Origin of the sequence: Rugosimonospora acidiphila (assembly GCF_039543385.1) — a bacterium.
In the GTDB taxonomy this organism is placed as follows: domain Bacteria; phylum Actinomycetota; class Actinomycetes; order Mycobacteriales; family Micromonosporaceae; genus Rugosimonospora; species Rugosimonospora acidiphila.
The window spans coordinates 241,800-254,972 of the sequence record NZ_BAABJQ010000002.1 but is presented as its reverse complement, the minus strand read 5'-3'; the positions used below and the strand labels follow the sequence as shown (position 1 = coordinate 254,972).

The following is a 13,173-nucleotide window of genomic DNA, read 5'->3' as shown; positions in this document are numbered from 1 at the left end:
TCGCGGCGGTTGAACAGGCACACAGCGGAATGTGGGCGGCCGCTGTCAACCAACGGCCGCCCACACCCGTTCGGCGCTACTTGGCGGCGATCTCCTCGGCGGTGATGTAGCCGCCCATGGTGAACCGCAGGCTGGTCACGTACGCGACCGGCTCGTCGTCCGGGTGGTTCACGTCGTGCAGCGGCAGCATGCGGTAGATCTGGCCCTTGCCGGGCGAGCCGGCCGGCGGGATCTGCCGCACGTCGTCGATGGTCAGGATGATGGGTTCCTTGTTGATGAGCGTGAGGCCCAGCTTCGGCATGGTGAACACCGCGCCGACCGCCATCCGGCAGGCCTTGGCCGACGGTCCCTCACCCGCGTACGGGTCGAACGGGGTGCGGATCTGACCGGTGGACAGGCAGTCCGGGTTGAGTACGACGGTGATCGTGCCCAGTTCGTCGCAGTGCCCGACCATCTTCATTTCGATCAGGTTCGTGTACACCTCGGCGTTGGACCACTCCCGGGAGGTGGGTTCGGAGCGCACCACCCGAACGAAGCCGTCGAACGCGACGGTGTATTCGCCGACACCCGGCACGGCGAACGTGTCGACCGAGCTGATGCCCAGGTTGTCGATGCCCGGGTCCGGCGGGGTCCACGGGACCACCACGGATCCCGCGTAGAGATTGGGTACGCCGTCCGTGGTCACCGGCCGGCCGTACTTGATGGACGGCTGCGTTGGTGTAGTCATCGTTTGACTCCAGGTTTCTCGCGCGAGGGCGGTCCGGTCAGGGCAGCAGGTTGGTGTAGTCGCAGCAGGTACGGCCGGCCTCGTCGGCCACACCGTCCTGGTTCGAGTCGATCTCGCCGTCCACGGTGGAGTAGACGTCGCGGGAGTTGAGATCGATCACGCCGTCGCCGTCCCAGTCGTTGAGCTTGCCCTTGAAGGTGCCCAGGATGAACGCGTTCGTCATCGGGCCGACCTCCGGGTGGTGCAGCGTGGAGAGCACGCCGTTGCCCGGGGTGAGGACCTCCTCCAGCGACTTGCCCGCGATGTTGGCCAGGTTGACGTAGCCCCAGCCCTGGAAGCGCCCGCGTACGTAGCGGATCGCCGCCTCCTCGTGGACCTGGAACTTGGGCTCCAGGTGCCAGGTGCCGTACCGGGCGAAGCCGATGTTGGCCTGGGTCACGCCCGCGCTTGGGTCGTCCGCGTGGCCCGACCGGAAGAACGTCCGCGGCACCAGCGACTCGAAGAAGAAGTTGCCCCGGTCGCGCCGGGTCCGGTCGGTGAAGCCCCGGAACAGGTAGTTGTCGCAGTGCGGCGAGCCGTCCTCGTGCAGGCCCGAGATGGTCTTGGCGATCACCAGCTGGCGCTCTCGGGTGGCCACGTTCGGGCACGCGTGCGCCTGACCGTAGATGCGGGCCAGGCCCTGCGGAGCCAGGGAAATCTTGCCCCAGTGCGTGTTGCTGGCGTCCAGCCGCACATACAGGTCGCAGTGGATGAGCAGGTAGATCGACTCGTCGAAGGTGCGGCCCGGAGTGTAGAGCCCGGCCCGCGCGTCGAAGGCGGGGTCACCGGTCTGCAGCTCGCTGATGAACAGCTTGGACCACTCGGCGATCTCCGGGTCGCTGTCGCTCAGGAACTCGCGAAGCGTCGTGATGGCCTGCGGGCCGCCCAGCTTTTCGATCGCCCACAGCGCGTCCCACCGCACCTCGCGGTTCGGGTCGTTGCGCACCGCGTCGCGCAGCAGCTCTATCGCGTCGCGGTGGTCCCGGTCGGCGTACTCGTACAGTGCCTGCTCGCGCATTGCCGGATCCGGGTGCGAGAGCGCCGCGCGACGCAGCTCCTCGTTGCTCCGGTTGTCGAGCCGGATCGCGACCTTGTCCAGGGCGTAACCGAAGTCGCTGGACCAGGCGGCCGGGTCGCCGGCGACGAACCGTGGGTCCACCGAGCTCAGCGTGGTCCGGTAGGCGAAGTTCAACCGCTCGCGCTGATCCGTGCCGAGATCCTCAAGCAGCACCGGAGATTCGACCGCCTCGTCCCAGGATCCCGGATCCTGCTCGGCCAGCGAGCCCGGCGACTTGTTGCAAAGGTCGATAGCCATCCCAGCATTCCTTCCCGTCACCATCGATGTGGTACGAGTAAGTCTGCTGACCGGGCCGGGCACGATCCTTCTCCTAAGTTGCCGTCTCGCCCCGCGGCCCGCCGCCCCCGTGGATTCTTCGGCGGCAGAGCGTTCGGTGCGAGCCTCAGGCGGCGGAGCGTTCGGTGGCGCCCGCGGCCATCAGCAACGGCAGGGCGAGCACCAGCGGGGGATCGGTCTCCCGGCGGTTGCGCAGTCGCACCGGTACCGTGGCGGGCGACGCCACCCGTCCACCCACAATGGACACAACACTCTCGGCGGCGCCGACGAAGCACCCTTCGAGGTCGGTCATGGCAACTGCCTCGGTGACGGTGACCGCCGGGTCGAAGCACATCGCCAGCGGGTAGTACACGCCGTCGGGCAGGTCACCGACCGGCACGGTACCGGGCGCCCACGTCACCGCGCAGAACGCGGGGCGCTGCTGCGGGATGCCGGTGGAGAACAGGCCGACGGCGGTCGGGGCCGGAGCGTGTGGCCCGCCGGACACGGTGACCGTGAGCTGTACCCGCGACGGTGGCCGCTGGGTGCGGCCCAGCGCGGCGAGCATCTCGTTGAACGGCTGGTCGCCGGCCGTGGCCAGCAGCCGCCGGAACCGGCCCGGGGAGACCCCGACCATCCGGGTGAACTGCGACGTGAACGTGCCCAGGCTGGAGTACCCGATGCGCATGCAGATGTCGGTGACGCTGTCGGGCGTGTACGCCAGCAGCCGCTTGGCTTCGGCCATCCGCCAGGCGGCCAGGAACCGGGCCGGGGTGAAGTTGGTGACCTTGTGGAACACGCGGTGGAAGTGGAACGGGCTGAGCCAGGCCACCTCGGCCAGGGTACGCAGCGAATGCTCGTGCCCGAGATTTTCCCGCATCACGCCGATCGAGCGCAGTACCGCCCGCATCCAGTCGTCCGCGGTGCTTTCCTCGATGTACCGCGACGTGCCGTGCTCGCCGTCCATTCACCCTCCCGGTCTTCTCGTTAGGCGCTTCCCATCAGTTCGCGCGCGTCGCGCAGGGCGGTGACCCAGGCCGCCGTGAACCGCCCGCGCAGCACCCGGGCCTGGCGGTCCGGCAGCCCGAGGCGGGCCCATCCGGCGTGCCGGAACGACAGGTGCCAGTCGGAATCTGTGCGCCTGAGCCAGATTCGCGCCTCGGTGGCGCGCAGCGCCTCCGGCACCTCGACCACGAAGCTCACACCGTCCGGCTCGGCCTGCCAGGCGTCCACGCGGAAGCGGCGCGGCCCGTCCTCGTCGACGATGAAGAACCATCGGGGCACGAACCCGTCGGTGGCGATCGGCAGCCACCGGTGGATGGTGTCCGGCTCGGCCAGCCGCGGGGCGTGCCCGGTGAGTGTGACCGAGCCGTCGATGTCGTCCCGGGTGTCGTACCGGGTGCGCTGGCCGGTGGCGAGGTGGCGGGACAGCCGCTCGAAGAAGTCGGTCCAGCCGGAGAGCAGTTCGTCGGCCTCGGCCGGAGTGCGGCCGGGCTGGCGGTCCTCGACCAGCACCTCGGTGCCGGCGATCCGGTCGTTGCCGGCGGCGCTGGCGGTGGCCGGGATGACCTGCCACCGGACCCGGGCGGTCGTGCCGATGCTGAGAAAGCTCCAGTCGAAGGTGATCGACTCTCCCGGCACCACCGCCACCGTGCCAATGTCGAAGAAGTCGCCGTCGCCGAAGTCGACCCGGCTGGCCTGCCCGGCCCGCCACGGGCGGTCGAGCGTGCCGAACCACTGCGCGACGCGGTCCACCTCGTACAGCGCGGGCCAGACCTCGCTCGGTGGGCGCGGGCTGCGGATGCCGACCCGCACCGTGCCGGCGTCGGTGCTGGCGAACAGCCCGGTGGCCGGTCCCGATTCACTCATGGCGTACCCCTTCGTCTGGTCGACCGCTGCTCGAACCGGTGCGCCACCCGCCGCGCTCGAAGACAGCGCCACCTCAGGTGCGGAAGGCGAACATCCGGTGCAGCTGTCCGGCCTGTACCCGGGCGGGGGCCGCCGCCATCATCCTCTCGCGCAGCCAGCAGGAGAACCCGCCGCGCCAGGCGCCGACCCGGGCCAGCATGCGCGCCTGCGCCCAGGCCGAGCGGGCCCGGTCCCGGCGGCGCTCGTGGTACCCGCGCAGCGCCGCGCTGATGTCCGACCCGGCGGCCAGCCGGTCGGCCAGTACCGCGGCGTCCTCGAACGCCTGCGAGGTGCCCTGGCCCATGTGCGGCAGGCTCGGGTGGGCCGCGTCGCCGACCAGGACCACCCGGTCCGCGCTCCAGGAGCTCAGCGGTCCGCTGTCGTACACGTCGGTCACGATGATCTCGTCGGTCGGGGTGGCGTCCAGCAGCGCCCCGATCGGGTCGTGCCACCGGGCGAACTCCTCGGGCGGGCGGGACTGCCCGCTGCGGTACCGGCCCGGCGGCGCCGGCACCGACGCGAACCAGTACACCCGGTCGCCGGGCAGCCGCCAGATGCCGAACTGGTTCGGTCCGCCCAGGGTGAGCAGGCCCGGAAGCTCGGGCAGCCGGTACCGGACCGCGGCCCGCCACACGGTCGAGCCGCCGTAGCGCAGCGGCCGGCCGAGCCCGCAGGCGGTACGCACCTGGGACCGGATGCCGTCAGCGCCCACCACCAGGGTGGCGCGTACCCGCTCGCCGCCCTCGAAGCCGACCGTAGCGCCGGAGGCGTCGGAGCGCACGTCGACGCAGGTCGCGCCGAACCGGATGGCGTCGCTGCCGAGCCGCCCGGCCAGCGCCGCCACGAGTTCGCCCCGGTGCATCGCCACACCGCAGCCGCCGACCCGCTCCATGTCGGCCGCGGACATCTCGTACAGCGTCCGCCCATTCGCGGCGCGCATGGCGGTACCCGGGGAGGGCAGCGCCCGTTCGCGCACCTCCCGGTCGGCGCCGATACTGGCGAGCGCGGCCAGCCCGTTCGGCCACAGGGTCAGGCCGCCGCCCTCGGCGCTCAGCCGGGCCTGCCGCTCGTACACCACCGGGTCGAAGCCGGCGCCGCGCAGCGCGATGGCGGTGGCCAGCCCGGCCGGACCGGCCCCGATCACCACTGCTGTCCCGCGTACCGTCATGCCAACCCTCCCCGCCCCCGCCGACCGTATGTCGGGGTTCCGGTGCCGCCTTCTTCTAAATTGCCCTCGGCGCCCAGCAACATCAGCGGGCCGGAGACTCCGCCGCCGACCAGCTGGCGCAGCGCCCGCAGCCCGGGGCGCAGCGACACCGGCACCAGCCCCATCGCTCTGGCCTGGGGCAGTACCGCGAGATCGTGTGCCATCCCGGCGCCGGACCAGATCGACCACTGCGCCACCACGGCGTCGGTGCCGGGCAGCCCGGCGGTCAGCCGGGGCACGGCACGCCGGAGCAGCTCGTTGGCCAGCGCGTACCCGCCGAGCGTGTGCGGCGGCCGCTCGGCCAGCATCGAGCCGAACACGACCAGGCTGCGCAGCCGGCGCGAGTCGATCGCGGCCAGCGTGTTGGCCAGCCCGGCGACCTTGACCGCCTGCGCGGCGGCCAGTTCCTCCGGGGCGTACCCGCTGGCGGGGCCGTGGCACATGACGCCGGCGCAGTGCACGAGTACCCGCACCGGGCCGGGCAGCCCCACGAGAGCGGCGGCGGCCTGTGCGGGGACGGTCAGATCGGCCCGGCGTACCGTCACCCCGGTCGGTCCGCCCGAAAGGCAGCTCAGGTAGCGGGCGGTGGCAGGCGGCAGCTCGTCCGGGTCGCCGCGGTCCACCAGCACCGGGTGCAGGTGATCCCGCTCGGCCAGCACGCCGGCCACGCGGATGCCCAGGCCGCCCAGCCCGCCGGTGATCACCGCCAGCCCCGGCCCGGCCCCGCCCGGTACCGGGTCGGGCAGCCTCACCGGACGCCATCCGGTACCGGTGACCCGGCCCTGCTGGTCGACCCGCAGCTCCACGGCGGTGCTGACGTCCCCGGTGGCCAGCCGCGCCGCGCTGGCCAGCGCCGCGGCCGACGGGCGGGCCGGCAGCTCGACGGTCAGGCCGCGCAGCGCCCGGTTCTCGCCCAGCGCGGCGCGCACCAGGCTGGCGCCGCCGGCGCCCAGGTGCAGCAGTACCAGCCGCCCGCCGCGCCGCACCGCCGCCCGTACCCCGGTGGCCAGCAGCGCGTTGTCCGCCGGGGTGAACTCGGTGCCCAACAGCACGGCGGTACCCGCGCCGGCCCGTGGCGCGCCGTCGCCGGCGGCGGTCAGCACCGGGGCGGCGGGATGCCGGTCCGGCCCGACGACGTACCACCGGCGCGCGTACCCGGGCCCGGCCGGCACGGGCTGCCCGACCGGGTACGGCGCCCACGCCTGTACCGTCCGCATCGGCCTCTCCTATCGGCGCAGCACGGTGAGAAGGGTCGGGATGGCCTCGGCCTGGAAATCGACGTCCACGTCGAAGTCGTTGATCATTCCTTCGAGCACGAGCAGCGACAGCAGCGGGAAGACGAAGTCGGGCGCGGCCGCCACGCCGTACCGGCGCTGCAGGTCGAACAGGCGCGCGGCGAACGGGGCCAGCCGGAACTGGCCGGCGGTCTGCCGGTGGCTGACCTTGATCAGATCCACCACGCCCTCCCGGAAGGCGGCCAGGTCGGCGCCGGGCGCCACGTGCTCGGCGCTGGCCAGCACGACGTCGGCGCCGGCCTCTCCGCGCCCGGTCGACAGGTTGAGGAAGAACTCGGCGAACAGTCGCTTGATCTTCGGGTCCAGCCGCACCACGAAGCCGGCGTCCAGCAGGACGACCGTGCCGGCCCTGGTCAGGTACAGGTTGCCCGGGTGCATGTCGCAGTGCACCAGGCCGTCCACGAACAGCATCCGGTACACCCCGTGCAGCACCCGCACGACGATCTCGCGACGCTGCTCCCGGGTGAAGTCGGCCGGCGCGAACCGGTCCAGCCCGTCGACGAACTCCATCACCAGTACGCCGTCGCCGCTGGCCTCGGGGATCGGGCGGGGTACCTGGATCAGCCCGTCCAGGTTGCGCCGCAGCTCCTCCAGCGCCCGGGCCTCCGCGGCGAAGTCCAGCTGGCGCAGCACGGCCAGCGCGAGGTGGTCGACCATCCGGGCCATCGGTACCCGGCGCAGCCCGGGCACCGACTGGCCGAGACGCGCGCCGGCGCGCAGCAGCCGGAAGTCGGCGCGCATGCGGCGGGAGATGGCCGGGCGGCGCACCTTGACGGCGACCTGCCGGCCATCACGCAGCCGGGCCCGGTAGACGCCGGCGATGCTGCCGCTGGCCACCCCGTCCCAGTCGAACTCGGCGAACGGCGGCGCGTCGTCCGGGTACCCGCCGCGCAGCGCCGCCTCGGCGACCCGCCGCGGCATCGGGCCCACCCGGTCGTGTAGCCGGCCCAGCACCGTGCACCACGCTGGAGGAAGCAGGTCCTGGCGGGTACTGAGCAGCTGACCGCCCTTGACGAACGTGGGGCCGAGGCGGATCAGCAGCCGGGTCAGCCCGCGCACGGTCACCTGGCGGCGGGCCGGCCGGCGCAGGCGGCCGGTGACCGCCTCGGCGCCGGTGCGGGCCCCGTGCGCCGCGACGGTGGCGATCCAGGTGGCGAGGCGGGCGGCGACGTAGGCGCGCCCGACGGTGGCCGTGGGTTCGGGGTCGGGCTCCCGCGGATCGAGCGCGGGCTCGGATCGGGTCGACAGCACACTCATGCCAGATCCTCGCTTCGCTGCGGTCCGGCATGAGGCACACCCGCACTGCAACGTCGATTCCCTCGCTGGCGCTCGGTCATGCCAGATCCTCGCTTACGGCGACCGGATGGGGCGGTGCCGTTCGAATCAAAGACCGGTCAGCGGGGACGGACAACGTGCGGCCGGCGATTCGGCAAGGTCGAAGTATGACTGCTCCCCGGCCGTGGTGCGCGAGGGGAGAAACCGGTCATAACAATGTTTAACTTCTATATAGAAGTCTTCAAGTCTGGTTTGACAATCTACGACGGTAGTCGATCGATCACTGTGAGGAGCCATCGATGAACTTGTTGGCACGCCCTGCTGCCGCCGGCGGTGCGGCGGATCGACGGGCCGCGGTGGTCCGGGCGATCGTCTCGATGCGGGCCGAGCCGGCCAGCCCGCAGCCGTTGAGCACGTTGGCGAAGAACGGCCTGTTCAGCCCCTTCTACTTCCACCGGATCTTCCGGCAGGTCACCGGGGTCACCCCGGCGCGGTTCCTGGCGGCGGTGCGCATGGCCGAGGCGCGCCGGCTGCTCGTACACACCCGGCTGCCGGTCACCCGGATCGGCGAGCGCGTCGGATACACCAGCCCCGGCACCTTCTGTACGCAGTTCGGCCGGCTGGTCGGGCTGTCGCCGGCCCGCTTCCGGGTGCTGGTGCGGTCGCTCGGCGACGAGCGGGTCGAGGCCCGACTGCCGGTACTGGCCGTCGGCTCCGTCGGATCGGCCGGCGCGACCATGGCGCTGTCGGGTGCACCGGGAGCCGAGTCGCTGGTCGTGGGGCGCCTGTACGCCAGCGACCGGCCGGACGATCGGAGCCTGTGGGCACTGGGTACCGGGTGCGGCACCGGCTCGGTGCGGCTGCCCGTGGCGCCGGGGCCCGGCGAGTACGCGGTGTTCACCGTGGTGGTGCCGGGTGCGGTACGGCTGGCCGACGCGCTGATCGACCGACCCGGCAGCTACCTGATCGGACGAACCCGGGTGTCCTTGACGGCCAAGGATCAGGCGGTCGCCCGGGTGCACACGATCCTGCGTTGGCCGGAGTTGACCGACCCACCGAACCTCGCGGTTACGCCGATCGACTGGCTTGTTCGGTCCGTTGTGTGACTGTTGTCGCCGTGCACTCCAGTTAGGATGAATTCACGGGGAACAGTGTCAATTGACGATACCGGAGCGTGGGACCTCCGTGGCGGGCAATAGATTCTTCTGATATCTACCAGGGGATATATCCATGAGTCTCGCTGAACGGTGAAGCCCACGGTGAGGACCGACCGCTGATCAAACAATTGTTAGGACACCATCCCAGTGGCCGTCCGTCCGGTGAATACCCGCTTCGGGGGTGCCCATGTCCGAATCGGCGACGTCATTGCGTGTTGAGGTGCTCGGACGGGTTCGGGTGTACCGTGGTCCCGCGGCGGTAGACCTCGGCCCGGCCAAGCAGCGGGCCGTCTTCGCCGCGCTCGCCCTGCAGTTCGGTCAGTCGGTCTCCATAGATTCATTACTGGAATCGGTCTGGGGAAGTGAACAGCCGGTGAGTTCCCGGCAGCTCGTGCACACCTATGTGGCACGGTTGCGACGCATTCTTGAACCCGAAATGCCGCCACGTGCGCGAATCCGGACGATCGCGTCGACGCACGGCGGCTACTGTCTGGTCACCGCGCCGGAATCTGTCGACCTTACCCGTTTCAACGTTTTGTGCCGCCAGGCGAGGCAGTATCGCGCAATCGGAGAATCCCTCAGGTCTTTCAATCTGCTGTCCGAGGCGATGCGGATGTGGTGGGACCCGACGCTGGCCGAATTGGGGGGGCTGCTGCACACCGCGGAGAACATCGACGCGCTGCGCCAGACCTGGTCCGACGCCGCCCTGGAGTACGTCACCATCGGCCTGGACCTTGGTGAGGCGGCCGTGGTGCTGCCGGTCGCGCAGCAACTGGCCGCGGCCGAGCCGATGCACGAGCTGATCCAGGCCCGGTACCTCGCCGCGCTGGAGCAGACCGGCCAGCGCGCCGCGGCCATCGCGCACTTCAACGACGTGCGGGTCACGCTGAACGACGAACTCGGCGTGGCGCCCGGACCGCAGCTGTCGGGCGCGTACCGCAGCGTGCTGCTGGCCGCCGAGGAGCCCGCGGTGACCACGGTGGCCGAGCCGACCTGGCGCACCCCGCCGCCCCGCCCGCCGTGGCGCGGGCCGGGGCCCGGCCCCGGCCAGCTCATCCATCGCGAGCGGGACCTGGACGCGGTGCGGCACATCCTCGGGCAGGAGCGGCTGGTCACCGTGACCGGGCCGCCCGGCTGCGGCAAGTCGGTACTCGCCCTGCAGGTGGCGGCCCGGGTGCGCGACGAGTACTCCGGCGGCGTCACCGTGCTGGAGTGTTCCCGGCTGACCGACCAGGACCAGTTGCGTGGCGGCCTGCTTCGGACGCTGGACGGTGGTTCCGAGGCGGACGTGCCCAACGAGCTGCTGGGCGCCCGGCAGATGCTGATCGTGCTCGACAACGTGGAGCACATGATCGATCTGTGCGCGGCGGTCGTGGACGACCTGGTGCGCACCTGCCGGCACGTCTCGGTGGTGGTCACCTCCCGGGAGCCGCTGGGGCTGCCCTACGAGACCATCTGGCGGCTGTCCACGCTGTCTGTCGTGGCCGGGGAGGCCCAGGTGTCGGCCAGCGAACGGCCGGCGGTACAGCTGTTCGCCCGGCGCGCCGCGCAGGTCTGTCCCGGGTTCCGGCTCGGCCCGGACAACGTGGACACCGTGGCGATGCTCTGCGAGAGCCTCGACGACCTGCCGCTCGCGGTCGAGCTGGCCGCCGGCTGCCTGGCCACGGACACCCTCGACGAACTGGTCCAGCGGCTGGCCAACCCGCTGCACGAGTTCAAGCCGCCGCGCCGCGGCACCCCCGCCCACCAGCGGTCGCTGTGGGCGGCGCTGCGCCGCAGCATCGATTGCCTCAACGAGTACGAACGGTGGTGCTTCATCCGGCTGGGCAGCCTGCCGCGCTGCTTCCGTTTCTCGGTGGCGCAGGGGGCCTGGGAGGGTGCTCCCTGGCGGCGGCCGGTCGACGTGCGGGCGGTGCTGACCCGGCTGGTCGACATGTCGCTGCTGCTGATCCGGCACGAACCCGGCGGGCCCAGCTACTGCGTGCCGCGGCTGGTGCACCGCTTCGCGATCGAGCTGAGCGCCACCGAGTTCGCGTGAGCCGCGGGCTCGCATCGGGCCGTCGGTTCGCATCGGGCCGTGGGTTCGCATCGGGTCGTGGCCTTGGCGGTCAGTGGTTCCAGGGCATGGTGGGGAACCAGCCGTACCCGAAGTTGGCCGGCAGCCGGATGTCCCAGTAGAGGATGAGGAAGGTGGCGAGCAGGATCAGCGCCACCCCGGCCACCAGCGCGGAGCGTCGGGGCTGGGCCAGCCAGCTCGACGCCCGGGCACCCGTACCGGCGGCCAGCAGCACCGCCAGCAGACCCATGATGACCACGTTGCCCACCGACTGGAGGGCGAGCACCAACGCGCCGTAGAACGGGTCGTGCGAGTGCACCGCGTACCCGAGCAGCTTGAAGAACAGCGGGTACGGCCGGCCGACCAGGAAACCGGCGATCAGCCCGCCCAGCGTGATCAGCCGGGCCCGGGGGCGGCCGGCGAACGGATCGGGCACCGCCCCGAGGGCGGCCAGCCCGAGGTACCCGAACGCGACGCCGATCACGCCGAACACGACCATCGACTGGAACAGCCGTACCGGCATGTGGTCGCCGGCCGTCGCGGTGGACAGTTGGGGCAGCCGGGTGCCGACGAGCACCGCCACGAAGCCGTACACCGCGGCCACGCCGACCAGCCCGAGGCTGAGCCAGCCCAGCCCGCGCAGGGCCGCCCGCACCCGGGAGCCCCGACCGGCCGGAGCGCCGGCGACCGTGGGTAGCGCGCCGAACACCGCGATGTTGCAGGCGGTGAGAGTGCCGGCGAAGCCCGAGACGAACGCGAAGAGGGTGCCGGCCACCAGGCTGGCGATCGAGGTGCTGTCGGCGTCGTGGCCGAGCACCCCGCTGGCCACGTTCATCCCGATCCGGTCGTCGACCAGCTGGCCCGACCACGCGGCGGCCAGGATCGCGCCGGCGACGATGCCCACCACGATGGCGGCCGGGTGACGGGAGCGCCGGCGGCTCTCGGGTACCGCCGGGCGATCCATGGTCGTGGTCATAAATGCCTCCCTGTCGCGGCGGGCGCCGCGGTCGGTGTCGCCGGATTCCGGGCCGCCTGGGCGCCGACCGGCGGATCTGGCTGTCCTATGTGGATGCCCACTCGGCCGTGCAGGTGGTGCGCCGCGCTCACCGCGATCAGGAGCGTGGCGAGTGACTCCAGGTGCCGGCTGGCCTCGATGCCGCCGGCGTCCAACGGCTCGAAGCCCAGGCGTCTGGCCAGCGCCGACACGTCGGCCTTCGCGGCGGGGGCGCCCGCGACTGGTACCGTCACGGCCGCCCCGGCCAGCCGGCAGGCTGCCACCTGGTCGGCCGGTACCGTGTTGAACGCCTTGGCCACCTGCCAGGTGGGCGCGGCCTCGGCGATCAGCTCGCCGCCGGAGATGCCCGGCGGCAGGCTGGCGGGAGGGTTGGCTCCACGGACCGCGCCGCGCCACGAGTTCTGTCCCGGATTGGTGGCGTCGACCAGCGTCCGTCCGGCCCCGAACCGACCGGCCGGGCCGCTGACGAAGCCGACGGCCACCGGAAAGGGCACCGCGAGCAGCACCAGCTCGCCGTGGCGCAGCAGTTCGCCGAGGCTGACCGCCACGCAGCCCGGCTCGGTGATGTCGGGCGGCGGCCAGCCGAGCCGGGCGCTGCACAGCAGCACCGTCTCACCGGCGGCGGCGAGCGCGCGGGCCAGCGCCATGCCCATCCGGCCGGTGCCCAGAACTCCAACCGTCATCGAGGGGTCCTCCAGCCGGTCATCCCCGCCGCCCCTCACCGGCGGGGGTGGCCGCACCGAAGCGGGCCAGCGCCTGGCGTAACTCGTCCGGTACCGGGGCCGGCTCCAACCCGTACGCGCCGCGGCGCATGCACGCCACGGTCTGGGTACCGCGGGCCAGCAACTCGTCGCCGTCCTCCCGGGTCCGCACGTAGTCGAAGCTCATCGCGATCCGGTTGCTCGCCAGCGTCTCCAGCACCATGCGCACCTCGACCCGGTCGAAGGCCCGGCTTTCCGCGTAGAAGTCGGCCGAGCAGTTCACGGTCACCAGTGCCAGGCCGTCGTCGAGCTCGGCGAGTACCGCCGGGGCGTGCTCGGCCAGGAAGTGTTCCCGGCAGTGTCCCTGCCAGTGCAGGTAATGCGCGAAGTACACGTTGCCGACGAGGTTCGTCTCGTCGAACGTCACCAGGTGCCGATAGACGTACTGCTCGGGCACGGC

Annotated in this window: 12 protein-coding genes; 2 read left to right on the top strand and 10 right to left on the bottom strand. The window is 71.8% G+C overall.

Features of this window, described 5'->3' with window-relative positions; translation table 11 throughout:
* Positions 1 to 76 precede the first annotated feature (76 nt).
* From ABEA87_RS04075 to ABEA87_RS04045, 7 genes are all read right to left on the bottom strand, one after another.
* Positions 77 to 727 carry a DUF6073 family protein gene (locus ABEA87_RS04075; protein WP_345626160.1) on the bottom strand — a complete coding sequence of 217 codons (651 nt, stop codon included), beginning with the start codon at positions 725 to 727 and terminating at the stop codon, positions 77 to 79.
* Positions 728 to 764: 37 nt separating this feature from the next.
* Entirely contained in the window at positions 765 to 2,081 is a 1,317-nt protein-coding gene (locus tag ABEA87_RS04070) for a HEAT repeat domain-containing protein (RefSeq protein ID WP_345626158.1), read from the bottom strand.
* A gap of 145 nt (positions 2,082 to 2,226) precedes the next feature.
* A complete protein-coding gene (locus ABEA87_RS04065) occupies positions 2,227 to 3,066 on the bottom strand; it encodes a helix-turn-helix transcriptional regulator (protein WP_345626156.1) in 840 nt (279 codons plus the stop codon).
* Between the two features lie 20 nt (positions 3,067 to 3,086).
* Complete coding sequence (locus tag ABEA87_RS04060; protein ID WP_345626155.1) at positions 3,087 to 3,968, bottom strand: SRPBCC family protein; 882 nt, start codon at positions 3,966 to 3,968, stop codon at positions 3,087 to 3,089.
* Positions 3,969 to 4,041: 73 nt separating this feature from the next.
* Positions 4,042 to 5,175, bottom strand: a complete 1,134-nt coding sequence (locus ABEA87_RS04055) for an FAD-dependent monooxygenase (RefSeq protein WP_345626154.1) — start codon at positions 5,173 to 5,175, stop codon at positions 4,042 to 4,044.
* A complete protein-coding gene (locus ABEA87_RS04050; protein WP_345626153.1) occupies positions 5,172 to 6,431 on the bottom strand; it encodes a KR domain-containing protein in 1,260 nt (419 codons plus the stop codon). Before ABEA87_RS04050 ends, ABEA87_RS04055 begins: the two co-directional genes overlap by 4 nt.
* Positions 6,432 to 6,440: 9 nt before the next feature.
* Positions 6,441 to 7,766, bottom strand: coding sequence for an ABC1 kinase family protein (locus tag ABEA87_RS04045; RefSeq protein ID WP_345626152.1), 1,326 nt, complete (start codon positions 7,764 to 7,766; stop codon positions 6,441 to 6,443).
* A gap of 317 nt (positions 7,767 to 8,083) precedes the next feature.
* On the opposite strand from ABEA87_RS04045, the gene ABEA87_RS04040 reads away from it, so the two are divergent.
* Positions 8,084 to 8,890, top strand: a complete 807-nt coding sequence (locus tag ABEA87_RS04040; RefSeq protein WP_345626150.1) for a helix-turn-helix transcriptional regulator — start codon at positions 8,084 to 8,086, stop codon at positions 8,888 to 8,890.
* Between the two features lie 238 nt (positions 8,891 to 9,128).
* Positions 9,129 to 10,979 carry an AfsR/SARP family transcriptional regulator gene (locus ABEA87_RS04035; protein WP_345626148.1) on the top strand — a complete coding sequence of 617 codons (1,851 nt, stop codon included), beginning with the start codon at positions 9,129 to 9,131 and terminating at the stop codon, positions 10,977 to 10,979.
* A 70-nt stretch (positions 10,980 to 11,049) separates the two neighbouring features.
* Here the strand turns inward: ABEA87_RS04035 and ABEA87_RS04030 are convergent, their stop codons facing one another.
* Genes ABEA87_RS04030 through ABEA87_RS04020 form a run of 3 tightly spaced genes read right to left on the bottom strand, consistent with a single transcriptional unit; the run spans position 11,050 to position 13,170 of the window.
* The gene (locus ABEA87_RS04030; protein WP_345626146.1) at positions 11,050 to 11,973 is read right to left on the bottom strand and encodes a hypothetical protein; all 924 of its coding nucleotides are present in this window, start codon (positions 11,971 to 11,973) and stop codon (positions 11,050 to 11,052) included.
* Positions 11,970 to 12,734: an NADPH-dependent F420 reductase gene (locus ABEA87_RS04025; protein WP_425570746.1), complete on the bottom strand. Its 765-nt coding sequence runs from the start codon at positions 12,732 to 12,734 to the stop codon at positions 11,970 to 11,972. The genes ABEA87_RS04030 and ABEA87_RS04025 overlap by 4 nt, the downstream gene beginning before the upstream one ends.
* Positions 12,715 to 13,170, bottom strand: coding sequence for an acyl-CoA thioesterase (locus tag ABEA87_RS04020; RefSeq protein WP_345626560.1), 456 nt, complete (start codon positions 13,168 to 13,170; stop codon positions 12,715 to 12,717). The genes ABEA87_RS04025 and ABEA87_RS04020 overlap by 20 nt, the downstream gene beginning before the upstream one ends.
* Positions 13,171 to 13,173: the final 3 nt, after the last annotated feature.